This is a genomic window from Brachybacterium sp. GU-2 (assembly GCF_030866705.2).
Classification (GTDB): domain Bacteria; phylum Actinomycetota; class Actinomycetes; order Actinomycetales; family Dermabacteraceae; genus Brachybacterium; species Brachybacterium conglomeratum.
The window spans coordinates 3,033,363-3,058,217 of sequence record NZ_CP133037.2 but is presented as its reverse complement, the minus strand read 5'-3'; the positions used below and the strand labels follow the sequence as shown (position 1 = coordinate 3,058,217).

General features: G+C 67.6%; 39 protein-coding genes, 1 tRNA gene and 1 pseudogene. 27 read left to right on the top strand and 14 right to left on the bottom strand.

From position 1 onward, the window contains the following. Positions 1 to 34: 34 nt before the first annotated feature. The 3 genes from RBL05_RS14025 to RBL05_RS14015 form a co-directional block, all read right to left on the bottom strand. Positions 35 to 823, bottom strand: coding sequence for an SH3 domain-containing protein (locus RBL05_RS14025; RefSeq protein WP_308738944.1), 789 nt, complete (start codon positions 821 to 823; stop codon positions 35 to 37). 233 nt (positions 824 to 1,056) lie between these two features. Then, a complete protein-coding gene (locus RBL05_RS14020) occupies positions 1,057 to 2,040 on the bottom strand; it encodes a Gfo/Idh/MocA family protein (RefSeq protein ID WP_308738945.1) in 984 nt (327 codons plus the stop codon). 207 nt (positions 2,041 to 2,247) lie between these two features. Continuing rightward, a complete protein-coding gene (locus RBL05_RS14015) occupies positions 2,248 to 2,394 on the bottom strand; it encodes a hypothetical protein (RefSeq protein ID WP_308738946.1) in 147 nt (48 codons plus the stop codon). Positions 2,395 to 2,512: 118 nt separating this feature from the next. On the opposite strand from RBL05_RS14015, the gene RBL05_RS14010 reads away from it, so the two are divergent. Then, on the top strand, positions 2,513 to 2,905 hold the full coding sequence (locus tag RBL05_RS14010; RefSeq protein WP_308738947.1) for a hypothetical protein: 393 nt from the start codon (positions 2,513 to 2,515) through the stop codon (positions 2,903 to 2,905). A gap of 211 nt (positions 2,906 to 3,116) precedes the next feature. Here the strand turns inward: RBL05_RS14010 and RBL05_RS14005 are convergent, their stop codons facing one another. The 8 genes from RBL05_RS14005 to RBL05_RS13970 all read right to left on the bottom strand — a co-directional run bounded on the left by RBL05_RS14005 (position 3,117) and on the right by RBL05_RS13970 (position 9,820). Further along, a complete protein-coding gene (locus tag RBL05_RS14005; RefSeq protein ID WP_308738948.1) occupies positions 3,117 to 4,214 on the bottom strand; it encodes a glycoside hydrolase family 172 protein in 1,098 nt (365 codons plus the stop codon). A 13-nt stretch (positions 4,215 to 4,227) separates the two neighbouring features. Continuing rightward, on the bottom strand, positions 4,228 to 5,124 hold the full coding sequence (locus tag RBL05_RS14000) for a carbohydrate ABC transporter permease (RefSeq protein ID WP_259815383.1): 897 nt from the start codon (positions 5,122 to 5,124) through the stop codon (positions 4,228 to 4,230). After that, the gene (locus RBL05_RS13995; RefSeq protein WP_270409137.1) at positions 5,117 to 5,962 is read right to left on the bottom strand and encodes a carbohydrate ABC transporter permease; all 846 of its coding nucleotides are present in this window, start codon (positions 5,960 to 5,962) and stop codon (positions 5,117 to 5,119) included. The genes RBL05_RS14000 and RBL05_RS13995 overlap by 8 nt, the downstream gene beginning before the upstream one ends. 101 nt (positions 5,963 to 6,063) lie before the next feature. Continuing rightward, positions 6,064 to 7,368, bottom strand: a complete 1,305-nt coding sequence (locus RBL05_RS13990; protein WP_308738951.1) for an ABC transporter substrate-binding protein — start codon at positions 7,366 to 7,368, stop codon at positions 6,064 to 6,066. Positions 7,369 to 7,395: 27 nt separating this feature from the next. Next, positions 7,396 to 8,427, bottom strand: coding sequence for a LacI family DNA-binding transcriptional regulator (locus RBL05_RS13985; RefSeq protein ID WP_259814836.1), 1,032 nt, complete (start codon positions 8,425 to 8,427; stop codon positions 7,396 to 7,398). Between the two features lie 340 nt (positions 8,428 to 8,767). After that, a tRNA-Lys gene (locus tag RBL05_RS13980) sits at positions 8,768 to 8,840 on the bottom strand. A 156-nt stretch (positions 8,841 to 8,996) separates the two neighbouring features. Continuing rightward, positions 8,997 to 9,371 (bottom strand): arsenate reductase ArsC, encoded by a 375-nt coding sequence (locus tag RBL05_RS13975; RefSeq protein ID WP_318604319.1) that lies wholly within the window; start codon positions 9,369 to 9,371, stop codon positions 8,997 to 8,999. A gap of 83 nt (positions 9,372 to 9,454) precedes the next feature. Further along, positions 9,455 to 9,820 (bottom strand): ArsR/SmtB family transcription factor, encoded by a 366-nt coding sequence (locus tag RBL05_RS13970; protein WP_308738953.1) that lies wholly within the window; start codon positions 9,818 to 9,820, stop codon positions 9,455 to 9,457. Between the two features lie 81 nt (positions 9,821 to 9,901). On the opposite strand from RBL05_RS13970, the gene arsB reads away from it, so the two are divergent. From arsB to RBL05_RS16950, 4 genes and pseudogenes are all read left to right on the top strand, one after another. Continuing rightward, positions 9,902 to 10,993, top strand: coding sequence for an ACR3 family arsenite efflux transporter (arsB, locus tag RBL05_RS13965; RefSeq protein ID WP_308738954.1), 1,092 nt, complete (start codon positions 9,902 to 9,904; stop codon positions 10,991 to 10,993). 23 nt (positions 10,994 to 11,016) lie between these two features. Continuing rightward, positions 11,017 to 11,445 carry a low molecular weight phosphatase family protein gene (locus RBL05_RS13960; RefSeq protein ID WP_308738955.1) on the top strand — a complete coding sequence of 143 codons (429 nt, stop codon included), beginning with the start codon at positions 11,017 to 11,019 and terminating at the stop codon, positions 11,443 to 11,445. 549 nt (positions 11,446 to 11,994) lie between these two features. Then, positions 11,995 to 12,297: pseudogene (locus RBL05_RS16955) on the top strand (hypothetical protein); the annotation flags it as partial. Positions 12,298 to 12,860: 563 nt separating this feature from the next. Then, positions 12,861 to 13,172 (top strand): tyrosine-type recombinase/integrase, encoded by a 312-nt coding sequence (locus RBL05_RS16950; protein WP_412523768.1) that lies wholly within the window; start codon positions 12,861 to 12,863, stop codon positions 13,170 to 13,172. Positions 13,173 to 13,233: 61 nt separating this feature from the next. Here the strand turns inward: RBL05_RS16950 and RBL05_RS13950 are convergent, their stop codons facing one another. The 3 genes from RBL05_RS13950 to RBL05_RS13940 form a co-directional block, all read right to left on the bottom strand. Beyond that, a complete protein-coding gene (locus RBL05_RS13950) occupies positions 13,234 to 13,971 on the bottom strand; it encodes a hypothetical protein (protein ID WP_308738957.1) in 738 nt (245 codons plus the stop codon). An 88-nt stretch (positions 13,972 to 14,059) separates the two neighbouring features. Continuing rightward, on the bottom strand, positions 14,060 to 14,428 hold the full coding sequence (locus RBL05_RS13945; RefSeq protein ID WP_308738958.1) for an ImmA/IrrE family metallo-endopeptidase: 369 nt from the start codon (positions 14,426 to 14,428) through the stop codon (positions 14,060 to 14,062). Further along, a complete protein-coding gene (locus RBL05_RS13940; RefSeq protein WP_308738959.1) occupies positions 14,403 to 14,888 on the bottom strand; it encodes a helix-turn-helix domain-containing protein in 486 nt (161 codons plus the stop codon). The genes RBL05_RS13945 and RBL05_RS13940 overlap by 26 nt, the downstream gene beginning before the upstream one ends. Before the next feature lie 185 nt (positions 14,889 to 15,073). On the opposite strand from RBL05_RS13940, the gene RBL05_RS13935 reads away from it, so the two are divergent. The 22 genes from RBL05_RS13935 (at position 15,074) to RBL05_RS13830 (ending at position 24,581) form a co-directional block, all read left to right on the top strand. Next, entirely contained in the window at positions 15,074 to 15,328 is a 255-nt protein-coding gene (locus RBL05_RS13935) for a helix-turn-helix transcriptional regulator (protein ID WP_308738960.1), read from the top strand. Positions 15,329 to 15,391: 63 nt separating this feature from the next. Further along, positions 15,392 to 15,598, top strand: a complete 207-nt coding sequence (locus RBL05_RS13930; protein ID WP_308738961.1) for a hypothetical protein — start codon at positions 15,392 to 15,394, stop codon at positions 15,596 to 15,598. Continuing rightward, positions 15,595 to 16,047, top strand: a complete 453-nt coding sequence (locus tag RBL05_RS13925; protein ID WP_308738962.1) for a GIY-YIG nuclease family protein — start codon at positions 15,595 to 15,597, stop codon at positions 16,045 to 16,047. The genes RBL05_RS13930 and RBL05_RS13925 overlap by 4 nt, the downstream gene beginning before the upstream one ends. A 67-nt stretch (positions 16,048 to 16,114) precedes the next feature. Beyond that, on the top strand, positions 16,115 to 16,444 hold the full coding sequence (locus tag RBL05_RS13920) for a hypothetical protein (protein ID WP_308738963.1): 330 nt from the start codon (positions 16,115 to 16,117) through the stop codon (positions 16,442 to 16,444). Positions 16,445 to 16,659: 215 nt separating this feature from the next. Further along, a complete protein-coding gene (locus RBL05_RS13915) occupies positions 16,660 to 16,866 on the top strand; it encodes a hypothetical protein (protein WP_318603787.1) in 207 nt (68 codons plus the stop codon). Next, positions 16,863 to 17,087 (top strand): hypothetical protein, encoded by a 225-nt coding sequence (locus tag RBL05_RS13910; RefSeq protein WP_318603785.1) that lies wholly within the window; start codon positions 16,863 to 16,865, stop codon positions 17,085 to 17,087. The genes RBL05_RS13915 and RBL05_RS13910 overlap by 4 nt, the downstream gene beginning before the upstream one ends. A gap of 109 nt (positions 17,088 to 17,196) precedes the next feature. After that, positions 17,197 to 17,445, top strand: a complete 249-nt coding sequence (locus RBL05_RS13905; RefSeq protein ID WP_308738965.1) for a hypothetical protein — start codon at positions 17,197 to 17,199, stop codon at positions 17,443 to 17,445. Next, complete coding sequence (locus RBL05_RS13900) at positions 17,442 to 17,699, top strand: hypothetical protein (protein WP_308738966.1); 258 nt, start codon at positions 17,442 to 17,444, stop codon at positions 17,697 to 17,699. The genes RBL05_RS13905 and RBL05_RS13900 overlap by 4 nt, the downstream gene beginning before the upstream one ends. Next, positions 17,696 to 18,490, top strand: coding sequence for a PD-(D/E)XK nuclease-like domain-containing protein (locus RBL05_RS13895; protein ID WP_308738967.1), 795 nt, complete (start codon positions 17,696 to 17,698; stop codon positions 18,488 to 18,490). Before RBL05_RS13900 ends, RBL05_RS13895 begins: the two co-directional genes overlap by 4 nt. Further along, positions 18,487 to 18,657 carry a hypothetical protein gene (locus tag RBL05_RS13890; protein WP_308738968.1) on the top strand — a complete coding sequence of 57 codons (171 nt, stop codon included), beginning with the start codon at positions 18,487 to 18,489 and terminating at the stop codon, positions 18,655 to 18,657. Before RBL05_RS13895 ends, RBL05_RS13890 begins: the two co-directional genes overlap by 4 nt. Further along, positions 18,654 to 19,460: a hypothetical protein gene (locus RBL05_RS13885; protein WP_308738969.1), complete on the top strand. Its 807-nt coding sequence runs from the start codon at positions 18,654 to 18,656 to the stop codon at positions 19,458 to 19,460. Before RBL05_RS13890 ends, RBL05_RS13885 begins: the two co-directional genes overlap by 4 nt. Next, complete coding sequence (locus RBL05_RS13880; RefSeq protein WP_308738970.1) at positions 19,453 to 19,905, top strand: single-stranded DNA-binding protein; 453 nt, start codon at positions 19,453 to 19,455, stop codon at positions 19,903 to 19,905. Before RBL05_RS13885 ends, RBL05_RS13880 begins: the two co-directional genes overlap by 8 nt. A gap of 79 nt (positions 19,906 to 19,984) precedes the next feature. Then, entirely contained in the window at positions 19,985 to 21,175 is a 1,191-nt protein-coding gene (locus RBL05_RS13875; protein ID WP_318603784.1) for an AAA family ATPase, read from the top strand. Between the two features lie 147 nt (positions 21,176 to 21,322). After that, positions 21,323 to 21,856: a helix-turn-helix domain-containing protein gene (locus RBL05_RS13870; RefSeq protein ID WP_308738972.1), complete on the top strand. Its 534-nt coding sequence runs from the start codon at positions 21,323 to 21,325 to the stop codon at positions 21,854 to 21,856. Continuing rightward, positions 21,853 to 22,035: a hypothetical protein gene (locus RBL05_RS13865; protein ID WP_308738973.1), complete on the top strand. Its 183-nt coding sequence runs from the start codon at positions 21,853 to 21,855 to the stop codon at positions 22,033 to 22,035. The genes RBL05_RS13870 and RBL05_RS13865 overlap by 4 nt, the downstream gene beginning before the upstream one ends. Next, positions 22,032 to 22,178: a hypothetical protein gene (locus RBL05_RS13860; protein WP_308738974.1), complete on the top strand. Its 147-nt coding sequence runs from the start codon at positions 22,032 to 22,034 to the stop codon at positions 22,176 to 22,178. Before RBL05_RS13865 ends, RBL05_RS13860 begins: the two co-directional genes overlap by 4 nt. Further along, a complete protein-coding gene (locus RBL05_RS13855; RefSeq protein WP_308738975.1) occupies positions 22,175 to 22,483 on the top strand; it encodes a hypothetical protein in 309 nt (102 codons plus the stop codon). The genes RBL05_RS13860 and RBL05_RS13855 overlap by 4 nt, the downstream gene beginning before the upstream one ends. Then, positions 22,480 to 22,725, top strand: coding sequence for a hypothetical protein (locus RBL05_RS13850; protein ID WP_308738976.1), 246 nt, complete (start codon positions 22,480 to 22,482; stop codon positions 22,723 to 22,725). The genes RBL05_RS13855 and RBL05_RS13850 overlap by 4 nt, the downstream gene beginning before the upstream one ends. Further along, entirely contained in the window at positions 22,722 to 23,150 is a 429-nt protein-coding gene (locus RBL05_RS13845) for a hypothetical protein (RefSeq protein WP_308738977.1), read from the top strand. The genes RBL05_RS13850 and RBL05_RS13845 overlap by 4 nt, the downstream gene beginning before the upstream one ends. Further along, on the top strand, positions 23,147 to 23,371 hold the full coding sequence (locus tag RBL05_RS13840) for a hypothetical protein (protein WP_308738978.1): 225 nt from the start codon (positions 23,147 to 23,149) through the stop codon (positions 23,369 to 23,371). Before RBL05_RS13845 ends, RBL05_RS13840 begins: the two co-directional genes overlap by 4 nt. A 104-nt stretch (positions 23,372 to 23,475) precedes the next feature. Next, positions 23,476 to 23,667 carry a hypothetical protein gene (locus RBL05_RS13835; RefSeq protein ID WP_308738979.1) on the top strand — a complete coding sequence of 64 codons (192 nt, stop codon included), beginning with the start codon at positions 23,476 to 23,478 and terminating at the stop codon, positions 23,665 to 23,667. A gap of 2 nt (positions 23,668 to 23,669) precedes the next feature. Next, the gene (locus tag RBL05_RS13830) at positions 23,670 to 24,581 is read left to right on the top strand and encodes a hypothetical protein (RefSeq protein ID WP_308738980.1); all 912 of its coding nucleotides are present in this window, start codon (positions 23,670 to 23,672) and stop codon (positions 24,579 to 24,581) included. Positions 24,582 to 24,855: the final 274 nt, after the last annotated feature.

Here is a 24,855-nt window from a genome sequence, read left to right as displayed (position 1 = left end):
CCCCCGCTCGCGAGCCTAGCCGGAGGGGCGGGGCTCAGAAGCCGTTGTACCGGTAGGCGTTCTGGTTCCAGAAGTCGGTGCCCCAGGTGTGGGTGCGCGCCACGCCGCCGACGCCGCCGGCCTGCTCGATGACGGTGAAGGAGGTCTTGGAGTCGTCGGTCCATCCGGTGAAGATGACGACGTGTCCGGCGGCGCCGCCGGAGCCCGGGCCGAGATTGCCGATGATGTCGCCCGGCTGCAGGTCGTCCTTCGAGATCTCGGTGAAGTGCTCGGTGAGCGTCACCGTGGAGTAGCTGGTGTCCAGGCCGTACGCCATCGAGACGAAGCCGGAGCAGTCGGTGCGGTACTGACGGCCGTCGGGACCGTTCGTGTACGCCTCCATGGAGTAGGGCACGTTGCGGTCCACCCAGGTCTGGCCGCGGTCGAGCACCTCTTGGCGGTCGGCGGACAGGTCCGGATCCTCGGGGGCGGGGTCCCCGCCGCCGCACTCGCCGAGGCCGGCGGCGTCGGGGACGGTCACGTAGGCGCGGGAGACGTAGCCGTCCACGCCGTCGTAGCTGACCTTCGCCCAGTACTCGCTGGCGTAGGTGCCCTGCACGGCCTCCCCCGCGGTCTGGCACTCGAGGTCGAGGGTGGTGCCGGCGGGGATCGTGCCGAGAGCGGCGGAGCCCGTGCTGGTGCCGGAGCGGATGGTGAGCTGGTCGGTGGTGGTGCCGGGTGCGGCAGCCTGCGCGGGCTGGGCGAGCACGGCCATGCCCGCGACGGCGAGCGCCGAGGCCGCGGCCCCGCCGGCCAGCCGGTGCGTGAGCTTGGTGGTGGTCATCGTTCTTCGTCCCCTCAAGGATCTCGGGTGCGTCGGACGGCGCCGTCGCCGGATCGTTCCCCCACGTCGGCACCCTCGAACCTAGGCACGGCGCGACGCGGGTCACAACCTTCGGGGCATGGGGAGAGGTGCCCATCGACCTCGGAGGCCGACGGGGATAGCATCGCGCGCCCGCGTGGCAGGAGCCCTCGGGGAGCGTCGAGGGCCGGGCCCTGACCCCGTGATCGCATAGGTCAGCGCACGGGCGGGGCGCTCTCTCCGGCCTGTGCGGTGATCTCGTCGACGATCGCCTGCACCGCGAGGGTCTGCGCGTGGAAGCGGTGGTCGACGTCGTGCGCCTCGACGAGCTGTGCGAAGACCTCCAGCTCGCCGGTCATGGTGTCGCCGGGGCGCCGCGCCGGGACGGACATGAGGGTGCGGGTGCGGCCGTCGCGGTAGTGGAGGACGATCTCGGAGGGCTCAGCGATCTTGTCGATGGTCATCGTCGCGTCCTCGCCCTCGATCACACTGGGGGTGACACCGTGCGTGACCTTCGAGTAGCGGCAGGTCACGACGGTGCTGGTGCAGTCCAGCAGCACAGCGGCGCTGGCCTGGAAGTCGTTGGGAAGGCTGAGCGTCATCGCGGCGGTGCGGCGGGGGGCGCCGAACAGCTGAACGGCCGCGTGCAGCGGGTAGATGCCCACGTCCGCGAGGGCAGAGATGCCGAGCTCCGGGTTGAAGGCGTTCAGGACCGTGCCGGAGCGGAAGGCGTCGTAGCGGCTGGAGTACTGGATCATCTCGAAAGAGGCGCTCCAGGTCCGGCCGAGCTCCGGCAGGTGAGCACGGATGGTCTCCATCGCCGAGTCGTGGATGTGGCGCACTGCTTCGAGCAGGACGCGGTCCGCCTTCTTCGCCGCCTCGACCAGCTCCTCCGCCTCGGCCAGGTCCACCGCGAGCGACTTCTCGCACAGCACGTGCTTGCCGGCCGCGAGCGCCTGGCGCACCTGGGCGGCGTGCGCGGGGATGGGGCTCGCGACATAGACGGCGTCGATCTCCGGATCCGCGAGGATCGCGTCGAGGTCATCGCTCCAGGCGGCGATGTCGTGGGAACGCGCGAACTCCTCGCCCCGCTCCTGCGAGCGCGAGTACACGATCGCGGGCTCGGCGATGCCGGAGTCGTGGCAGGTCCTGGCGAACCATCCGCTGATCCGACCGGTGCCCAGGAGCGCGAATCGCATGACGTGTCCTCTTCGTGTCGGTGGCGCGGTGGCCGTGGGGCTCAGGAGCTGCTGGCCGACGCGATGTCGCTGCGCGCGCACTGGCTGCGAGCCTCGGGAGTCGAACGGTATCCGACTCCTCCGATCGCTCGCCCTGTGGGCCGCCGTCGTGATCGTCGAAGGGCGGGACTCCCAGGTGGAGAAGAAGGCCGAGGCATCCGGGCCGCGTCAGAAGCCGTCGAGCCCGGCGATGACCCCGGCGAGCTCGTCGTTCCGTGACGAGATCTTCTCCCGGGAGGCGCCCAGCAGCTCACCGAAGGCCTCGGTCTCCGCCGTGTCCATCCCGTGGAAGCCCACGTGCTCGTTCCTCCGCATCTCGTCGTGATCACCCCCGGCATTCTGCCCGTGCCCGACATCGGCAATGGGGAGGACTCTCCATCCGCATCGCGTCCGCGATCGCGGACCCTCTCCGGGCGGCTGGCAGACTGCTGGGGTGATCCCTTACCTGCTGCTCGCTCTCGCTGCCGTGATGATCGCGCTGGGGATCGTCGTGCACGTGATCTGGCGGAGGCTCGGCCGCAGCGCGACAGCGCGACGCTGGATGGGGGACGGGATGTTCCCTCGCACGTCCCAAGAGCGCATGACGGTGCTGGGCTGGCCCGCCGTCGCGGGCCTCTGCCTGTGCTTCGCCCTGGCGGCTCTCCCCGTCGCCGACGGTCTCCTCCGGATCCCGGCGGCCCTGCTGTCGATCCCGTTGTTCCTCGCACTGCTCATCACGCAGATCTCGGCAATCCCGCTGCCGGAGGGGATGTACCCGCACTGGGCGCGGGAGCTGCGTCGTCAGCGCCGGGAGAACCGCACGAAGCACAGGCTCCGCCGGGTCTGAGGGCGTTCGTGGCCGACGTCGATGTCACGTTCCCCCGATGGTGGGCGTTCTCGCGTGTGCCTTAGCGTGTTTCAAAGGAGACCTTTCCGGTGCGTCGCGCCGATGTTCCCTGGGAGTTCGGGGCTTCGCGGAGGTGCAGCACTGCCCGTGCGATGGGCTTACCGCGGTGACCGGGGGCCAGGGCTGATAGCAGCCGCTGGCCCACGGCCGGTCAGCGTGGTCTGCGGTCCTTGGCAGTGCCGATCTGCCCGTCGACACCAGTCGGGTGATCGAGGTACCAGTAGGCGACGCTGGCGATGTCGTCGTTGCGCTCGAAGAGCCCGTTGTCCCAATCGCCGATCATCTGCTGAGTGACGCGCAGGTCATCGGCGAAGTGGATCGGGTCGAGCATGTGCCAGCGGTACATGTCGAACTGCGGCGGCATGGCCCGCTCGTAGTTTGAGAACTTGGTGGTCTCCTTCGTGGCGACACGCGTGAAACCGAAGGAGTGGCTGGAGTATGTGCCGGGCACTGGCTCGGGATCCTTTTGGAGACCGTCCTGGAAGGCCCACGAGCCGCCGACGTAGTCCTCCAGGCCGGTGCTGGTCAGCGAGGGCCACTGTTGGTCGCCATCTGTGAAGAATTTGATCTCCCCCTCTCCCCACCAGTACCGCTCGAGGGAGGTGACGGAGAAGAACGAGCCCAGGTACACGCCGCGTCCCCGCACGGTGTCGAGAACGACGTGGTCGTTGCCTTTGCCGACGTCGCCGTTGGAGCGTCGCCACTGGGCGTGGAAGTAGCCCATGTCTTCGCTGAGCTCGTCTCCGGTGGTGCAGTCGACTTGGTAGAAGAAGCCCTTGACTGTGTCGGGGTGCTGACTCTCGATGACGATGCGAGCCCTGGTCCGGAACGGCATGGCGATGAACGCGTTGAATCCCGAGTTCGGAGCGACGACGATCGGCAGCGACTCGACCCTGCTGGAGACGGCGCCACCGCAGCAGAAGAAGTCTCCGAGCGGTGCAACGACCGAGGGTTCGGTCGCTTCGTCCCAGTACATCTTCAGTACCAGGTTGCGATAGACGAAGGGGTTCGCCTCGGTGATTGCGTTGCATGTGATCCACAGGTGACGGATGATCCCCGGGCCCTCGACATCGGCGAGGACCAGCTCCTGTCCCGGCTGTAGATCGACTGCGGGCGATCCTTTTCGCCCGGTACCGAGGCGGGAGGCTGCCTGCGCCGCGGCTCCCTTTCGCCCCTCGGGGTTCTCGGCGTTGAAGGTGTGGCTCGTGATGCCGCGCTTCATGCGGGAGGGGGTAAAGATGTCGAACAACGAGACTCCTTGGTTACTTCACGGCTCCGGCAGTGACGCCGTTGCTCAGGGTCCTCTGGAAGATGAGGAAGAAGAGGATGGTGGGGATCAGGGACAGGAACGAGCCGGCGTTGACGACCGTCATGTCCACGGTGTGCTGGCCGCGCAGGGTGGCCAGGGCGATGGGGATCGTCTGTGCGCTCTGGTCGTTGAGCAGGACTACTGGGATGTAGAACTCGTTCCACGTCCAGATGAAGAAGAAGACCATGAGGACCGACAAGGTCGGCCGGATGACAGGCACGACCACGGTCCACAGGATGCGCCAACGCCCAGCACCGTCCATACGGGCTGCTTCGAGAAGCTCCTTCGGGAAGGTGCCGAGCACACCGGAGAGGAGGTACGTGCCGAACGCTCCTTGCAGGACGATGAAGATGATGGTCACTGACCAGATGGTGTTCAGCGTCCCTGTCGCCTGGGCGATGTAGAACAGCGGGTAGACCAGTGCTTCCTGCGGGATCATCGTCGCCAGCAGCAAGATGGCAAGGATGCCCGTGCGCATTCGGACGCGGCCGACGCCGATGGCGTACGCCGCGAGCACCGAGAACAGCACACCGATGACGGCTACCAGCACGGAGATGACGATGGAGTTCGTCAGCGCCCGGGGGAAGTCGATGATCTCGAGGTAGCTGCGCACTGGACCGAGGTCCAGGCGCTCGGGCCATGCCAAAGGGCCGTTGGTGGAGTAGTCCGCAGGGCTCTTGAAGGCGTTCAGCAGTACCAGCAGGAACGGAGCGAGGACAACCAGAGCACCGACACAGGACAGCACGAGCGTCAGAAGAGAGGCCGGGCGGAGACGGATGTTCACTCCGCGTTTGCGGGGCGGCCGTGAGCCCACCGGGATGTTCCGCGCGGTGGTGAGTGTGTCAGGCATTCTCGGTCCTCCTCTGGAACCAGAGCATCACCAGCGCGACGACGAGGATCACAGCGGCCATGACCGTGGCGATCGCGGAGCCGTAGCCGACTTGCGAGAGCTCGAAGAAGTTCCGGTAGGCGTAGTAGGACGGGACGACGGTCGATCCCTCGGGGCCACCCCCGGTGAGGATCAGGATCGGTGCGAAGACCTTCAGCGCCGCAACGGTCGCGGTGAGCGACACGATGAAGATCTCTGGCCGGATCTCGGGAATGGTGATGCGCCGTAGTTGCTGGAACCAGGAGGCGCCGTCCAGATCCGCCGCTTCATACAGCGAGGGGTCTACGCGGCCGAGCGCTGCCATGAAGATGACCAGCGGGTATCCGATCTGCAGCCACACCATCATGAGCATGACGGTGACGATCGCGATCTCCGGGTCTCCGAGCCAGTCGGGCGGATTTGCGATGCCGAGCGTCTTGAGGAACGAGTTGACCGCGCCGGCGTCGGTGTTCATGACCCAGCTCCAGATGAAGCCGGCAACTGCGATCGGGAGAATCTGGGGAAGGTAGAAGCTACCGCGCAGGAAGCTCGCGATCCGGCTTCCGTAGCGGGGCGCGATCAGGTTGAACAGGAGCGAAGCGATGATCAGGCCGAGGATGGTGGGGGCCACGACGATCGCGACGATCATGAGCAACGAGTTCTTGAACGACATCCAGAAGTTCTCGTCCTGGAGCAGTTCGGCGTAGTTGCCCAGGCCTACCCATTCCATGTCGGCGGCGCCGCCTCGCCAGTCGAACAGACTGATCGCGACGTTCGCGCCGAGCGGGACGAGCACGATGACGACGAACCCGATCGCCATGGGCAGAAGGTAGGGCCAGTAAGTCTCGCGGTGACCGGATGCGCGGCGGGGACCGGTCTTCGGTCGCGGCACGGGGCGGGTGGTGAGGTGCGTGGATGCTGTCACTGCTGGGTGCCTTCGTCGTAGAAGGACTGCAGCGCATCGAGGTACTCCTGTGCGGTCTCGTTGCCATTGGACATGGCCTGCATATGCTCCTGGATGAAGTCGAGGAAGCCGATGACCGGGTAGTCCGGGTAGTACGACAGCGCGTTGTCGTCCATCAGCTGCACGAACCTTTCGGTGTAGTCGCGGGTGCGCTCATCGGTGATGACTGCGGGGTCAGCTGCGATGGGCAGCCCACCGAGCTCTCCGATGAGGTTCTGCACCTCTTCGGACAGCGTGATGTCGATGAACTCATAGGCGAGTTCCTTGTTCTTGGCGCGCTCCGGAACGCCCCAGAGGTGCCCGGAAGAGCCCATGACGAGGTTCGCGCCGGGGAACGTCATCCAGCCCCAGTTGAAATCGGCCTCAGCCACGGCACGGTGGAAGACACCGTGGTTCCACACCACCATTGCGGCGTTGCCGCTGAGGAAGTTGACGGTGGCCTGCTCGAAGTTCAGACCTGCGATATCGGTACCCACGTATCCTCGGTCGATCCAGGACTGGAAGCGCTCCGTTCCTTCTGCCCAAGGGCTGGCGGAGAAGTCGACAGGGCCCTTCACGAACATGAAGTCGTCGATTTCGTCGCGGGTGGCGATCGCGGAGACGAGGGAGTACCAGATCCACATCTGGTTGAAGCCCTGGCTGGTGGCAGCGGAACTTGCGATGGGGGTGACGCCCGCGACCAGCAGGGTGTCCATCGCTGCTTCGAGGCCTTCGAGGTCGCTGATGTCAGGGGAGATGCCGTGCTGGTCGAAGAGGTCCTGGTTGTAGAACAGCGTGACGTACTCGCCGATGTTCGGGATCCCGAACCAGGAGCCTGAGCCGGCCATGCCGTCCTCGTACAGGGCGAAGGAGCTCATCGAATCGCTGACCTTGGCGTCCCATCCGCGTGCGGTCACGGTTTCGGTGAGGTCGGTGAGTAGGCCCTGCGCGGCGAGCTGGCCGCCGTCTGCGTTGCCCTTGTTGAACTCGATAACGTCGGGGACCTCGTTGCCCGACAGGGTGATCTTGGCGTTCTGGCGGACGGCATCGAAGCTGGTCTGCTGGAAGTCGACGGCGACGTCGGGGTGCTTCTCCTTGAAGATCTCCAGGGCGCGCTTCCAGCCCTGTCCCTGGGCGGAGGTGGGGTCCTCGTACTGGAGAATCTTGAGAGACGTGCCGTCCCCCTCTGCGGAAGACCCGCAGGCGGACAAGCCCATGGTCATCGCGGGGAGAGCGGCGGCGGTGCCGAGGGCACCGAGGGTCTGGCGTCGTGTGAACGTCATCGTTCTTACCTTTCGAAGCGGGTGGTGTCAGTCGTGGTGAAAGCGGACGGAGTCGCGGTGGATGAGCGGACAGGGAACTTTGAGGCGGTGCGGTTCGCAGCGGGGGTTCTCTATGAGGTGGACGAGTTGTCGTACGGCCTCGGAGCTCATGCGTTGGTGAGGCAGCTCGACGGTGGTTAGGCGTGGGGTGAAGAATTCGGAGGTGTACTCGACGTTGTCGAAACCGACGATGCTGAGGTCCTCCGGAAGCGAGAGACCGTGCCGTCTGGCCGCCTGCGCCACTCCGAAGGCGGTGCGATCGGAGAAGCAGAACAGCGCCGTGGGCCGTTCTGCCACCGGGCGGGAGAAGAGCGACGCGGCTGCCGCTTCTCCCGCAGAAATGGAGGGATCCGCCGCGTTAATGATCAGCGGCGTTGCCTCGTCCCCGAGGTGTTCCCGCACAGCATCGCGGAAGCCCTTCTCGCGCAGGTGCCGAGCGATGTACCGGTCGTCATCGACGCCGACGTATCCGATATGCGTGTGGCCTGCGGAGATCAGATGCGATGTGGCCTCGTAGGAGCCCTGGGTTTCGTCCGCGATGACTTCGGTGACTACCGGATTCGATCCCGTGCTGATGCAGTCGAGAAACAGGAACGGCGTGGTGTCCGGGACCGTGGGGATGTTACGTCGGCGGTAGTAGTCGGCAGCGAACACGATCCCGTCGACGTCGCGCTGCAGCGCGGTCTGGATCGCACTTTCCTCCGCACCGGGGGCGTCTGTGACGGGGATCGTGATGAGGATGTACCCGGCCTCAGCTGCCGCAGCCTGTGCCCCGCCCGTCAGACCGGAGAGGAACGGATCATCAGGGCCCGTATGGCAGATCAAGGCGATCGCATGGCTCTTGTTGAGCTTCAGACCCACCGCATGGGGATTGGGCCGGTAGCCCATCCGGTTCGCCGTCACGCGGATCTTCTCAGCTAGGGGCGGGTTCACCCTCCCCTTGTCCTTGTGGTTCAGCGCGAGAGAGACCGTCGACACTGATATGCCGAGCTGGTCGGCAATATCCCGCATCCGCACCATCACGGCTCCCTCCTCGCGTCTCGTCACCCGGTGTCAATCGATTGATCCGGGACGCTAGAGGCGTCAAACGGTTGACGCAACAGCGCGAGGCTCTGTGGTCAGCCTCGGTGGACTCCTGCGGGCACAGCCCATCACCGCAGCACGAGCCGGGTTGCGAGGCGCGAGGTTTTCAAGGGCGGTGCATCGTTCCCCATGCGACGCAGGAGGGTCTGGGTCGTCTCGCCCCCGAGGGCGGAGGCGTCCTCCACTCACCCCGCTCAGCCGCGTTGCTGTCAAAGTTGCTGTCAAACCCGGATCGCAGACCTTCCCCTAGGGGAAACTTTCCCGGTGTGATCTGCAGTGGGCCCGGAGGGGATCGAACCCACGACTAGCGGATGAAAAGTCCGCCAGAGCATCGGCCGCAGAGCGTCTACAAGCAGGTCAGAGGGCTCGTACTGCTACCCGAAGCGCGACGGACACCACCGCGTCGCTGTCAGCGTTGCTGTCAAGAGGTGTTCGAGACGAGTCGGCATCTGTTCCTTGGGGACGGTGTCTCCAGAAGCCCTAGTCACACGTGCGCTCGGCTTTCCTCAACCTTGGACTGGAATGTCGAGTGGCTCGCGGGACAGCAAGCTGCCGATGAGCTCCTCGATGCGGGTACGGATCTCGTCGCGCACCGAGCGGACTTCCGCGACGCCCTTGCCGGCTGGGTCCTCGAGTTTCCAGTCCTCGTACCGCTTGCCGGGGTAGTAGGGGCAGGCGTCGCCGCATCCCATGGTGATGACCACATCGGAGGCCTGGACGGATTCGGGGGTGAGGATCTTCGGCTTCTGGTGGGAGATCTCGATGCCGACCTCCGCCATGGCCTCCACCGCTGCGGGGTTGATCGAGCTGGCGGGCGCAGACCCGGCGGAGCGGACCTCGATGCGGTCCCCGGCGAGTTCCCGCAGCCACCCGGCTGCTATCTGGGATCGACCGGCGTTGTGGACACAGACGAGCAAGACGCTGGGGCGAGCGGTCCTGGGAGCCTCCCGACCGGGGGTGAGGTTCAGGCGATGTCGAGGAACGCGCGGAGTTCGGCAAAGGCTGAGGGGACGACGGAGTAGTGGGCCCAGCGGCCCTTCTGCTCGCGCGTGAGCAGGCCGGCGTCGACGAGCTTCTTCATGTGGTGGCTGACGGTGGGCTGACTGATGCCGAGCGGCTCGGTGAGATCGCATGCGCAGACCGACTCACAGCCCTGGGCGGCGACGTGGGAGAGGAGCCGGAGCCGCGTGGGGTCGGACAGCGCCTTGAGCAGGGAGGCGATCCGTTCGGCGTCGACGGTGTCGACCGGACCCGAGGACAGCGTGCAGCACTCGTCAGAGCCGGTCCTCGCCGCGAATCCGGTGGCTGTGGCGTCGGTCGTCGTGGTCATGCCCTCACCTTACATTGACAGTCATCGATGTGGAACATAGCGTACTCATCGATAACCGTCGATGGAAGGTGCCGAGGCCTGATGAGCACGACCACCAAGGACGTGGAGCAGCAGCGCGTGATGAAGGAGATGTCCTTCCTCGATCGCTGGCTCCCGGTATGGATCCTGGCCGCCATGGCCGTGGGACTCCTGCTGGGGCGGTTCGTCCCCGGCCTGAACACCGCGCTGGAGGCGGTGAAGATCGGGTCTGTGTCCCTGCCCATCGCGATCGGGCTGCTGGTGATGATGTACCCGGTCCTGGCGAAGGTCCGCTACGACGAGACCCGGCGCATCGGCGCGGACCGACGCCTGCTGGTGACCTCGCTGGTGCTGAACTGGATCGTCGGACCGGCCCTCATGTTCGGCCTCGCGTGGATCTTCCTTGCCGACCTGCCGGAGTACCGGACCGGCCTGATCATCGTCGGTCTCGCGCGCTGCATCGCGATGGTGCTGATCTGGAACGATCTGGCCTGCGGTGACCGCGAAGCTGCCGCCGTACTGGTCGCGATCAACTCCGTCTTCCAGGTGATCGCCTTCGGAGCCCTGGGCTGGTTCTACCTCCAGGTGCTGCCGTCGTGGCTGGGGCTGCCGACCACGTCGGCCGAATTCTCGATCGGCGCGATCGTCCTCAGCGTGCTGATCTTCCTCGGGATCCCCCTGGTCGCCGGGTTCCTGACCCGCGTCCTCGGGGAGCGAGCGAAGGGTCGCACCTGGTACGAGGAGCGGTTCCTCCCGAAGATCGGTCCCATGGCGCTGTACGGGCTGCTGTTCACCATCGTGCTGCTGTTCGCTCTCCAGGGCGACGCGATCCTCTCCGCCCCGGGAGACGTGGCCCGCATCGCTCTGCCGCTGCTGGTCTACTTCGTGGTCATGTTCCTGGGGTCCTTCCTGCTCGGACGGGCGATCGGCCTGAACTACGCCAAGTCCACGACCGTCGCGTTCACCGCCTCGGGCAACAACTTCGAGCTCGCCATCGCCGTCGCCATCGGCACCTTCGGCGTCACCTCCGGCCAGGCCCTCGCCGGTGTCGTCGGCCCCCTGATCGAGGTCCCGGTCCTCGTCGTCCTCGTCTACGTCGCTCTCGCGATGGGCCGCCGGCTCTTCCCCGGCGACGCGACCATTCCCACCCGATGACCCAGCAGAGAGATCGAGTCACCATGACCGCGAAACGCCCCGCAGTCCTGTTCGTGTGCGTGAAGAACGGCGGTAAGTCACAGATGGCGGCCGCCCTCATGCGCCAACACGCCGGAGATGCCGTCGAGGTGCACTCCGCCGGCACCCGCCCCGGCACCGCCATCAATGCCCAGTCCGCGGAGGCGATCGCCGAGGTCGGCGCGGACATGTCCTCCGCCGTCCCGCAGCCGGTCACCTCCGAGCTGCTGCGCAGCGTCGACCACGTGATCGTCATCGGCGGCGAAGCCGTCATCGAACCCGTCGAGGGAATGACCGCGCCGGTCACCACCTGGCACACCGATGAGCCCTCCCAGCGGGGCATCGAAGGGATGGAGCGCATGCGCCTGGTGCGGGACGACATCGACGCCCGCGTCCGTGCACTCATGAACGACCTCACCCCTACCGCGAACTGACCTCGTCCGCAGCGACACGGCCCGACCTCGCCACCGCATCGAACTCGCCTCCCTGGTCGTCATCGACCCTGGTCCCATCGGCCCGGCCGCTGCCGCCCACCTCTGAGAACGCGGCTCTCGGCTTCTTGCCCCGGATGCCGGACCCGTCAATAGAGCGGCGCCTACCAGCGCCTCCGCCTGGGCACTCGCGCAGGCGAGACCGCGCTTCGACACCGATGGGTCGCCGACACGGTTCTCGCACCGTGTACACCCTGCTCGTCCCGCGGACGCAGCCGACAGGCACTCCCCGCCATACGGGCCGGGTGTGCGACCAAGTTCCCGTCGACTCCCCACAGGACGCGGCCATGTCGCCGACGACAGGCTTCGACCAGGGTGGGCCCGGAGGGGATCGAACCCTCGACCCGCGGATTAAAAGTCCGATGCGATAGAGTCCTGACGTAGGCCGTATTGATAAATCTGCGGGTCAGGGGCACTATTTCAAGCCTACGGGTAGACCAGTCCTAGACCAGGAGTGGCACCACGAATGTCACCACATCGAGAGCGGGCGCTATGGCACACGGCGACGGCAGCTTCTACCAGGACGAGCGCGGCTACTGGGTCGCCATCGTCAACCTCCCCAAGGGTCCCGACGGGAAGCGCCGACGCAAGGTCATCCGCCGCCCGAAGAAGTCCGACGTCGTCTCCGAGCGGCTCAAGATCCTGGGCGAGCTCGCGAACCACGGCGACGTGATCACCGTGACCCCCACCATTAAGGCCTGGTGCGACTCCTGGCTCAAGGACACCGCCCCCGAGCGCCTCCGCCCCCGCACTCTCGACACGTACGCCGGCTACATCAACCGCTGGATCATCCCCGCGATCGGCCGCGTGAAGCTCGCCGACCTGACGCCCCGCCACGTCGAAGCCGTGCAGCAGCTCTGCCGGGACGGGTACGGCGAGGGCAAGGACCGCAAGGACCCCGTCTCCTCGACGACGCGCCTGCAGATCCACCGGATCCTTGCCGTCGTCCTTCGCGACGCGGTCCGCGCCGGCCACCTCCGCACCAACCCCGCCGACCGCGACCACGTCGCCGCACCCAAGCGGCGCCACGTCGAGACGAACGTCCTCACCGGAGCGCAGACCCGCGCACTGCTCGAGGCAGTCGCAGAACACCCCCTCGCCGCGCGCTGGGCGCTCGCGCTCTTCACCGGGATGCGCCAGGGCGAGTGCCTAGGCATCGAGCGCGCCGCCGTCGACCTCGAGCGCGACCTCATCACCGTCCGCTGGCAGGCCCAGAAGCTCAAGGCCGGAGCGAAGCCGGACGAGTCGATCCCCCAGCGGGACCTCGGCCGCGGCTACTGGCTCCTCCCCCGAAGACCGGCGGCTCCTTCCGCGTCGTCCCCATCATCGAGCCGCTGCACGTCGCCCTCGAGGCGCACATGCAGAAGATGCCCGACGCCGCCGAGAAGCACGATCTCCTGTTCCGGCGCGCGGACGGCCTGCCCCTGGATCAGAAGACGGACCGCAACGCCTGGAAGGCCATCCTCGCCGCCGCCGAGCTGCCACCGGTGCGCTTGCACGATGCGCGCCACGGCGTCGCCACGCTGCTCCTCGAGGCCGGCGTGGACATCCACGTCATCCAGACGATCCTCGGCCACTCCTCCGTCCTTACGACGAAGGGGTATGCGCACGTGAACACCCGCCTTGCCCGCGAAGGGCTCGAGCGGATGGAGAAGCTCCTCACCGCCTGACCCCGCAGAAACGCCCCCGATGTCAGATACAAACTGACTTCGGGGGCGTTTCGTCATGTCCCTACTCGAGCGGGCTCGCCTGGTAAGAGCCCGCAGGCTCCTGCAGCTCGATGTAGGTCATCTCCTTCGGGACCTCCGGACCCATCAGCCACACCGTCTTCTTCGCTGTGGGGCTGGCCGAAGTGTCGAGGTACGCGTCGTAGATTTCTACGCCCGCCCCGTCGAGTTCGTCGTACTCGGCCTCGCTGATCTCCGTGCCGTCAGGCATCGAGTACCAGTACCCGTCGTTCACATCCTCTGGACCGTCGTCACGCATCGTCGGCCCCCACTCGTCGATCACGATGAACGCCGACTCGTACTCGTACTCCTGCCCGTCCGTGTCAACGAGGGTCATTCCGTTCGGCTGCGCGTCCTCGTAGCCGTTGGTGTTGTCGACCTCGACCTTGATGTAGCCGACCGGCTCCTGACCGGTCGCCTCACGGAACGCCTCGATGTCCTCGGGCCCCTCTGCGGGGAGCGTGATGATGAACCCCGCACCGGTCATGTTCATCGCCAGGTACTCGCCGGGGCCGTAGAACCCCTGCTCTTCCGACTCGTCATCCACCTCAGGCCAGGCTTCCGACTCGTCGATCGCTTCATCGTCGCCCCCGTCGTCCATCGGGGCGCCGGCACCTCCGTCGCTGGCGACGGTCTGCTGTTCCGATTCAGAGGCCTCCGGGCTGTCATTCGTGCTCCCGCACCCGCCAAGCAGTAGTGCTCCTGCGAGGGGGATGGCGAGACGACGGATGGTGCGCTGCATGGTGGGGTCCTTTCTGGACAGGTGAGGATGGGTGAAGGTTCGCATGGAACGACCGAGGTCTAACTACCCGTGATCGAACCGTGATCGGTCAGGCTGCGCGCTGGTAGGCGTGGATGACGTCGACGGTGACGCCGAGGTGCTGAGCGATAGCGCCTGGCGAAGAATCGAGCAGCTCAGCAGCCGCATACTCGTCATCGGGCACGAGGAGCTGAGCCGCCCACCTCCACGCGCGGCGCCTTACCACCGGCGTGCACAGAGGGTCTCCGTAGTAGAGGTGGGCGAGCTCGTGGGCGAGGGTGGAGACGGTGCGCCGCTCGGTCATGCCGTGACGCAGGACGATGACGTCGATGCCGGGGTAGTAGCGGCCCCGCTCGGGGAGGTCGAGGGCCCAGTGGACGGTCGCGCCCATGTCCTCGGCGTGGAGGACGAGGTCAGTCGTCGTCCTCCCCGGGGTCATCCCCCGGCTTCTCCTCATCTGCAGCAAAGCGCAGCCCCCTCAGGTCCGGCACGTCATCTGAGACGAGTGTCAGCCGAGGCTCTGACGTTCGAGTTGTTGCGCCATCAGACTGAGATCGATCCGCCAGCGCGTCGTTCTGCTCGACGAACAGGCGCACGGTGGTGCGGATCGCCTCGCGCTGCGGTCCTGTGAGCCGCGCCCCGTCCTCGCCGAGGTCGAAGGGCTCGCCGACGCCTGGCCGGCCGAGTGCGTTGCGCAGCTCGTTGACGTGGACGCCGAACACGTCTGCGAGTGCCTGCAGGGTGGCGGCGTCGGGGTTCTGGGGGTGCGTGCCGTTGAGGTAGCGAGACACGCTCGCGTAGCTGATCTTCCGCCCATGCTTCTCGGTCTCCCGTTCGATGCGGCGCGACGACCAGCCCTCGGTGTTGAGGCGCTGTAGGAGATCGCTGAGGCCGCTCATGGAAGGAACCTTCGAGGTCAGGGACGGGGCTAGGCAAGCCTACGCGTGTACGACGCGTCCAAGAATCTCACCGGTGTAACTCCTGGTCACGCAGGTCTGAGCAACTTCTTTGTTTCAGGTGTTGCACAACATCGTCCAAGCCGTGTACTGTCTCAGCAACACCTCAACACGAAGGGAGGAAGCACATGAACTACTCCGAGACTCGCCGCCGGTTCGCCGCAACGGTCGATGCCCGCTCCCTCCGCATGGCACTCAAGTTCCACCGCTGGTCCTACGCGGACCTCGCCCGCGCCGCCGGCGTTTCCAAGGGCACCGTCGGGAACCTCGCCAGCGGAGCACGCACCACCGCGAACCCCGAGACCGCCGCGAAGATCGCGAAGGCGCTCAACGTCGACACCGACGATCTGTTCCGGCTCGAGCCGATCACTCCCGCCGCCTGACTCTCCCCTGCACCACCCCCGCTCCGAGGTTCGCCACGGACGAAGACACCACAGGAGACCCCCATGCCCACAGCGACCGGGTTCGAGAAGCGCATCGCACTCGCCGCCCCCCAGCTCTCCCGCTCCAAGTGCCAGCGCCTCGCACTCAAGCTTGCGAAGCGCGCTGAGCGAATGCAGACCGTCGAGGACTTCTACACAGCACTGCGCGTCCTTGGGGTCAGCCCTGACCCCACGGCTCTGGACGCGATCAGACGGATGGAGACCACATGAAGCACACACCCTCCGCTCTCGAGCTGAGGCGGCACGCGCTCCGCGAGGCCCGGCACTTCGTCTACAGATGCATGAACAGCGATGGCGACGTCGTCTACATCGGATGCACTCACGACGTCGCCAAGCGATGGAAGCAGCACCACACGACCGGAGTCGCGGCCCAGACGTCCCGGATGCGAGTCACGGTGCACCCCAACCGAGCCGCAGCCCTCGAAGTGGAGCGAGACGAGATCGCGCTACACGAACCTGCGCTCAACCATCAGCTCTACCTCATGAACGTCGAAGCGTGGCCACGCGAGAAGCTGCTGGCCCGCCTCCGGAGGGAACTCACCTTCCGGCGAGGCCTGCCCTTCGTCGGTGACGCCAACAGCGCCATCACGACGATCCGCCGCATCTATCGCAAGCGGTTCGACACAGACCCGTTCGTCGAGCTCGGCCTCACCGCCTGACCCCACTCACCCCTCGGAGCCCTCGCCACATGGCGGGGGCTCTTCTCTATGCCCGAAGGAGCCTCATGTGACCGCCGTCGACCACACCCCGATCTACGCGAGCCTCGCCGCCCGCCTCTCCGACCCGCCCACATCGCACGCCGCCGCACCGCCCGTCTCGAAGGTCTGGCAGATCCAGTCCCGGATCTTCTCGATCCTCGAGGCTCACGGGCCGTGCACGCACGACGAGATCCGCGACTGGTACCTCCTCGCTCACGGCTACGGGCGTGGCTCCTCCCCCGCCAGCATCCGCACCCGCACCTCCGAGCTGCACGAGCTCGGCGGCGTCCGCGCCGTCGACCGGAACGGGGTCACGCCCTCCGGCCGTTCCGCGACGCGATGGGACGTGCACAGGTGAGGCACTCCCAGACCGGGCGCCGCGCCGGCACCCCGATCAGCACACGCGCCGAACGGTGGCGGCACCTCCGCCGCTGGATCACCTGGCGCATCCCCACCCACAGGAGGAACGCATGACCTTCTCCCGCTGCGTCCGATGCGACGCCACCTTCAACTCGTCCAAGCGCGACCGACACCAGTGCGAAGACCACAGGAACGACCGAGAGGAGCAGCCCCATGGCTGACCTGACCATCCAAGCGTCCCCCGTCATGGTCTACCGCCGTGACGCCGCCGCGATGCTCGCCACCAGCGAGAAGCGCGTGATCGAGCTCGTCAAGGACGGGTACCTCACCGAGCGCTACCCCGACTCGAAGCCCCGCTACCTCGTCTCGGAGCTCGAGGAATACGCCCGATCCCTACCCACCGAGAGGAAGACGTCATGAGCACCACCGACCTGGGCCTCGTGCCCGCCGCGAAGCCGGGGCCCGTCGTGCCGCAGCGGGTGCCCGCGCGGTCCGAGGGCCTGAACGAGGAGAACGCGGAACGGCGTCGCCGGATCGTGATGGGGCTCCTCCCCTACCTCAAGAGCGTCGACGACGTCCTCGCGGCCGCGGTGTGGATCGACTCCGGCGAGCTGCTCGACGACGAGGAGGACGAGACGTGAGCCCGCTCGAGACTCCCCTCGCCCTCGCGCTCATCGGAGGCGCTGTCGGGTGCGGTATCGGCTTCGGCCTGTTCGTCGCCGCGTGCCTCGTGATCGAGAGGTGGCGGCGATGACCGACGACCTCCGCGCCCTCATCGCTGACGCGTACACGCGCCGCGCCGACTCTGTCGAGGCCATGCGCCGGGAGAACAACCCGTTCATGCCCGAGTACCAGCGCCCGGAGCGGAAGACCAAGCCCGCCCACCGCGACTACACCGGCTCCCGCGCCACCGGCAAGGCACGCAAGGACGACCCCGACGGCGCGATCGCCAGAGCCCGCGCCGCACGCCGAGCCCTACTCGAAGAGAGGCAACGATGACCCACTACGCCACCCGAGGAGCCGTCATCGACCGGTTCCTCACCGACCATGACGTCGATCCCGACGACGTGCTCGCCTGCGACCTCGCGACACCGTCCCAGCCCGGCGTCGACGTCGCGCTGCACATCTACGACCGCGTCGACGGTCTCGACTACGCCCGCATCGGGAACTCCCCCCACCTCTACGCGAACGTGAAGCGTGAAGACCTCACCATCCGCATCACCTACGTCATCCCCGAAGTGGTGGCGCGATGACTCTCCCGACGACCGGTCTGCACGACGGGATTCCGGAGCAGGAGTACCACGGTCACCGGGCCTCGCTCAGCAGCACGGGCGCGAAGACGATCGCGACCCGGGGCCTCCGTGCGTTCCGCTGGGGCCAGGACCATCCCGTGCACAAGGACTCGTTCGACCTCGGCTCCGTGGTGCACGCCCTCATCCTCGGTGTCGGCGACTACACCGTCATCAACGCCGACTCGTGGCGGACCAAGGCGGCGCAGATCGAGCGGGACGATGTCCGCGCCGCGGACTCCACCCCGATCCTCGCGAAGGACTTCAACGCCGCCGAGGAGATGGCCGACGCGGTCCTGTCCAACAAGCTCACCGCCGGCATCCTCTCTGAGGGCAGGCCCGAAGTGTCCGCGTGGGCCGAGGACCCCGAGACGGGGATGGTGATGCGGGGCCGAATCGACTGGCTCCGCGACAACGCGATCGTGGACGTGAAGACGTCGAAGGACCCTGTCGACCCGATGCAGTGGGAGAAGACGGCGTGGAACTACCGGTATGGGCTGCAGGCCTGGTGGTACTCCCGCGTGCTCGAGCTGAACGGTGAGCCCGAGCGGCCGTTCCTGTGGATCGCCCTGTCGAAGGACGCCCCGCACGAGTGCTACGTCCACCAGGCCTCGACCGAGCTGCTCGAGCGGGGGCGCGAAGACGGAGAGCGGGCCCTCCGCCTCTACGGCGACGCGATCCTCACCGGGCAGTGGCCCGGCCTTGCCGACGACCAACAGATCCACCAGACGGGCCTACCGAGGTGGGCGCAGTGAAGAACCTCCGCGTCACCCTCACTGGCTACGGATCCGACGGCGTCACCGTCGTCCTCCCCGAGGTCGACAAGCACGACCTCGCCCTCCTCGAGATGCTCGCCGCCCGACTCGACGACGCATCCACGTCCATTGCAGACCCCTGCCTCACGATCGGAGACCACGAATGACCGAGATGACCACCTACCAACAGCCTGCCGCGGCGCTGGACACGCAGATGCAGTTCGCGAAGGCCGTCACCGCCAGCGGCGGATCCATCCTCCCGAAGGCCTACCAGGGCAACCCCGGCAACGCTCTCATCGCGATCAACCTCGGCTCGAGCATGGGCCTCGCCCCCGCCGAGTCGCTGTACCGCATCGACGTCATTCAGGGCACCCCGACCGCGTCCGCCGAGCTCGTCGCGTCCAACGTCCGCAAGGCCGGCCACAAGCTCCGCGTGAAGGTCGACGAGCAGGCGCAGTCCGTCACCGCCGAGATCATCCGCGCCGACGACCCCGACTACACCTACACCGTCACCCGCGACATGAAGTGGGCGAAGGACATGGGCCTGGCCGGAAAGGACAACTACCGGAAGCAGCCGATGACGATGCTGCAGTGGCGCGCCATCACCGCCGTCGCCCGACTCGCCGCTTCCGAGGCCCTGTACGGCGTCGGCTACACCAGCGACGAGATCCGCGAAATGCCCTCACCCCAGCAGGCCCAGGCCGTCACCGCGGATCAGTTCATCCCCGCCCAGACGCAGGGTCAGGACGAGCTCAAGGCCGCGATCGACGAGACCGGCGAGGCGCCCAGCGAGCAGCAGCGCAAGAAGATGTTCGCCGCCCTCCGCGACATCGGCCTGACCGAGCGGGACGACATCCTCGAGTACGTCTCCAACCTGACCGGCCGCACCGTCGAGTCCAGCAACGACCTGACCCGCGCCGAGGTCTCCACCATCATCGACTCCCTGGAAGGGGACACCCCGAATGCCTGACGCACGCATCACGATCGAGGGCCGCATCGCGGCCGATCCCCGCTTCTCCGCGACCCACCAGGGCGTGTCGGTCGGGAACCTCCGCGTCCTCGCCGGCCGGTCGAAGAAGGACGAGCAGGGGAACTGGCAGACGCTCTCCACGACCGCCTACCAGGCAGCGTTCTGGCGCGAGCATCACGACCTCCTCGCCACCCTGAAGCCGGAGAAGGGCGACTCCGTCACGATCACCGGCACCGTCGAGGGCGTCGACTCCTACGACGGCCCGAACGGCCTGTCCCTCTCCGTGCGCGTGAACGCCGATGGGATCCGCCTGTTCAAGAAGCGCCAGCAGGGCCAGCAACAGGGCGCACCGCAGTCCGGTTACGGCCATTCCCAGGGCGCTCCGCAGTCCGACCCGTGGGCCGGCGGCGGGAACCAGGGCGGGTACGACGACCCTCCCTTTTAGTCCCTGACCAGCAGTAACGCATGACCCAGGCCTCGCCGCACGGCGGGGCCTTTCGCATCCCCTCACACAGGAGACATCCGTGAAGATCATCGAACTGCGCGCCGAGAACGTGAAGCGCCTCAAGGCCGTCGGGATCCACCCCGACGGCACTCTGCAGGTCATCGGCGGCCGCAACGCACAGGGCAAGTCCAGCGTCCTTGACGCGATCTGGCTCGCGCTCGGCGGCGGCAAGGCCGGGAAGTCCACCGCCGTGCCCATCCGCGACGGCGAGGACAATGCGAGCGTCACCCTCGACCTGGGCAACCTCATCGTCACCCGGAGCTGGACGAAGGGAGGGACCACTCTCAAGGTCACCTCGGCCGACGGCGCTGCCTACTCGTCGCCGCAGAAGATGCTCGACGCGCTCGTCGGGCAACTGACCTTCGACCCGCTCGAGTTCACCCGGCTCTCCGCGCGAGACCAGCGCGACGCGCTGCTCGACCTCGTCGACCTCCCCGTCGACATCGACAGCCTGGACCAGAAGCGCGCCTCGCTGTTCGCCGAGCGGACCGCGATCGGCCAGCAGGGCAAGGCGATCGGCGAAGTCGCCGTCGACACCACGCTCCCCGAGCAGGAGACGAGCATGTCGGAAGCCGTCGCGGCACTGCGTGACGCCGAGCGCCGGAGCGACGAGGGACTGCAGGTGCGCGCCGACCTCGAGGCCGCTGAGCGCACGGTCGAGCAGCTGCGCGAATCGCTCGCGAAGGCCGAGGCCAACGTCGTCGCCAGCAAGGCCGCCGTCGAGCAGCTCGAGACGGCACCCGATCCCGCACCTCTCGCCGCTCGCCTCGAGACGCTCGAGGAGGAGAACCAGAGGATCCGCGCGAACAACGCGGCACGAGAGAAGGCCGCCGAGCGCGACCGCCTCCGCGGCGCGTACTCCGACCTGACCGAGCAGATCGACGCGCTCGACACGGAGAAGCAGCAGGCCCTCGCCGAGGCGTCATTCCCTGTCGACGGACTCGGCTTCGATGAGCACGGCGTCACCTACGCCGGCGTCCCGTTCTCCCAGGCGTCCAGCGCCGAACAGATCCGCGTGTCCCTCGCCATGGCGATGGCCGCGAACCCGAAGCTCCGCGTCATCCGCATCCTCGACGGGTCCCTGCTCGACGACGACGCAATGGTGGCGATCCGTGAGCAGGTCGCCGAGCGCGACTTCCAGCTCTGGATCGAGCGGGTCGGCGACGCAGACGAGGGCGCGGTCGTCATCGAAGACGGGGAGGTCCGCTGACCCCCTGACCCACCCCGCACGACCTCGAGGCTCCCGCACCAGCGGGGGCCTTTTCATGCCCGGTGACGCCGACTCCGAGCGGCTCAGCGCCTAGACCGCCACCGGGCAACCCGAACCACCACCCCTACCACTAGGAAGGCCCCCACGATGGCTCTTCACGCTCACGGCTCCCCCCGGAAGGTCGCGTCGGGTTGCGGCTGCAACCTGTGTGTCCTCGTCCGCGAGACCACGCCCCGCGGCTACCGCATGCCGGCGTCGGTCCCCGTCACGACCGCGCAGAAGCATCTCGTCACCCTCACCACCCAGTACGGCTGGTCGATCGCGGCGCTCGCGGAGCACCTCGGGTACGGCGAGTCGACGCTCTATGCGATCCGTTCCGGGCGGTGGCAGTTCATCGGCGGGGAACTGTCCGAGGACATCCAGTGCCTCCCCCTCGACCCCGCGCCGGGCTGGGCGCCGGGCGCTGTCACCAGGCCCCGCCCGGACCTCGTCCTCGTCGACCCTGCCCGCGAGCATCTCGAGGCGCTGCTGGCGCAGGGGTGGACGAAGCGGGGCATCGGTGACGCCGCCGGCTGCTCCCACTCCACGATCTCCCTGATCGCGGCGGGTGAGTCGACGTGGACGCGGGCCGTGATCGCTGACGCGATCCTCGCCATCCCGGTGCAGGAGGTCGCGGCGTGACCCGGCACCGCCGCACACGGGTGCGGGGCCTCTGCCCGTGCCCGAAGTGCCGGTTCCCCACCGAGGTGCACGGCACGACGGACCTCCACCAGGACGGGTGCGACTGCGACTACTGCACCCGCGCCGCCCAGACCGGGCGCCGCTTGAAGGACTACATCATCAGGAAGGAGACGACGTGACCCCCGATCAGGCATGGGCCGAACTGGTCAACGAGTGCCGCAACTTCAACTACTGGGCACAGGTGGACGACAAGGAGCGCGCTGTCGACCGAATCCGTGCCGCACTCCGCGACTACGACGGCGCACGCGAGGTGGAGGCGTGAGCACGTACTGCCGCAAGCACCGGACCCGTGACGGGCGGGTCGAAGAAGACGGCACCAGGCGGCACCGCATGGACGGCGACCCCGAAGCGAACGCGCTCGAGCACGCCCGCACCGCTGGGGCCGGCGACTGGATGAGGCGCCACGGCCCGTGGAAGCACTACTGGGACGAGTCCTGGCACGTCTCGGAGGGGCTGACTGCGCAGGGCCACTACGTCGTTGCCCGCACCCGCTTCGAGGCGGATGACGGCACCCCGTTCATCCCACAGCAAGACCTTCTCGACCTCCTGGGAGGAGACCTGTCATGACGATCCGCTACGACGGCCACGGTGCCGTCATCACCGAGACGGTCCACGAGCTCGAGGACCACCGCACCGACCCGCCCACCCTCGAGCAGCCGGGCGAAGCCTGGTGCCGGTGCACGTGCGGCGAGGAGATGGAGTCGCAGGGCTCCGCGGGCGGGCCCGAGCAGTCCGTGGGCGAGATGTTCGCGCTCCACCTCGACGAGGTCGCGCCCGACGACGGCGCGGACTGCGGGGAGGCGGCATGAGCGCCGCAGTCCAGCGCGCAGAGGAGGCGCTCAAGGAGTGGGATCGGATGCACACGATCGCCCCCACGGACCCCGGCATGCAGTCGATGCGATTCCACGAGACGCAGGCCCGGCGCGATGCCGAGCTCACCACCTACCTGAACCGGCTCGGCAGGGAGAAGCGGGAACGCGAGCAGCTGGTCCGTGCAGTGGAGAAGGCCCGGGCCGAGGAACGGCGCGCGGCACGTGACGCGCTCGAAGTCGTCGACCCGGCGCGGCTCAAGGGTGCGCGGCTGGTGCTGGTCCGCCGCCACAACGGCCTGTCCTGGCATCAGGTCGTCCGCGTCAACAAGACCACGGTCACGTGCGCGGCTGCGCCCGGCATGGACCAGCCCCGCTTCCCACACGACTCCATCGTCGACGTCCGCAGAGAGGACCCCGCATGATCCCCCGCGCTCTCCCGCGTCTCATCACGGACGCGCTCACGAACCGTTGGCGGGTCCACCTCAGCGCGCACCCGCCGTGCGTCGGCGCGTACTTCACCTCGCTCGAGGCTGACGAGGTGGAGATCCAGTGGGAGGACGGCCGCTGCTCGTACTCGTCGATCAACGGCACCCCGACCTCGTACACGCAGTGCACCCGCCTGATCCGGGAGGCGGCGGCATGAGCTGCCCGTGCCGTCCCGTCCCTGACGACCGGTGCCCGTCGAAGAAGGGCGACTCCCTTTCGTGCTCTCTGCCCGTGGGGCATCCCCTCCCGCACGCGAAGTGCGTGCACACCCCCAGCCTCACGGAGCACCGCTTCTACACGTGGTGGGGCCTCTGCCACGAGCAAGTGATCGACCGGGACGGCTTCTACGCCCCGTGCGACCGGACCGCCACCACGACCCGTACTGATCCCGATGACGGGCACGAGTACCCCGTCTGCGACATGCACCGCACCCGATCCCCCGAAGGAGCCTAACCATGACCAGCAAGACCATCACTGACCGCGCAGGCGACACCGTGCGTCTCTCCACCGGGAGCCTCACGGCTGGCCCCGGCGAGATCACCGTCAAGGTCTCCGAGAGGTTCCGTGGGCGTGAGGAGGTCGCCGCCGTGCACGTCGACCCTGCCGCGCTCCGTGCCGCTCTGGACGAGGTCGCCCCCTCCGGGTCCTACGCCCGCACCGACGAACCCCTCGGCGCGTACACGCGCCACGAATCCCCGGACTACGCCGACGGCGGTGTCGCGGCGGCGCTGATCGAGAAAGAGGCCGAGGAGCGGGCGACCATCTGCACCGACAAGGATGCGCACTGGCGGCTCGACGAGGCGTTGGAGACCATCGAGCGCCTCACCCGTGAGCGGGACGAGGCGCGACGCGAGCGGGGCGAGGCGCTGGACCGTCTCTGCGAGACCTCCCACTCCCTCACCCCGGACGCGATCACCGACGAGATGGTCAAGCGGGCGCGGCGCGAGGCGGACGGATGGGGGCACCAGGTTTCCGACGTGGGCATGTGCCGCATTCTCGCCGCCGCTCTGACCGAGCCCCCGGCACGCCCGGAGTGGCTGGACGCCCCCGCCGTCCGCGCCTGGCACAAGCGCGACGGTCGCACGGAGCGCGACGGCACTCCCGGCAAGCCCCGCATCTGGTCCCCGGACTACGGCACGACCGAGACCTGGTCCACGCCGTCCCTCCGCGAGGTGCCCTGGACGGACCTGGTGGACGTGGAGCCGCTGGATGTCTCCGCAGATCTAGCAGAGGGCCTCGACCGGGTGGCCGAGTTCATGAGAACGGGCGGCGTCCGTGTCGTCGGCGAGGATGGCGGCGGGGATGGGACGCCGGACGTGTGCCCCCACGTCGGAGGACCGGGCGGCGACTGCGGGTGCCTACTGTGAGGCGCGCCGAGGTGTGGCGCGAGGCGGGCGGGGACTGGTCGTGCGAGGTGTATGCGGACCTGTGGAATCCCGGACGCGAGGTCCCGGACCCGCGCGTCCGCATCGCTCACCGGGACCCGGCCAACGCTGCGACGCGCACGTGGCACCCCACGCACCAGGAGGCTCTGGACGCCGCGCTCGTGGCCGTCGGCCTCGCCAGGCCCGCCGAGCACCGGGAGGCACCGTGAGTATGCAGTCCATCCGGGACCGCTACGGCGTGCCCGCGAAGCGAGGG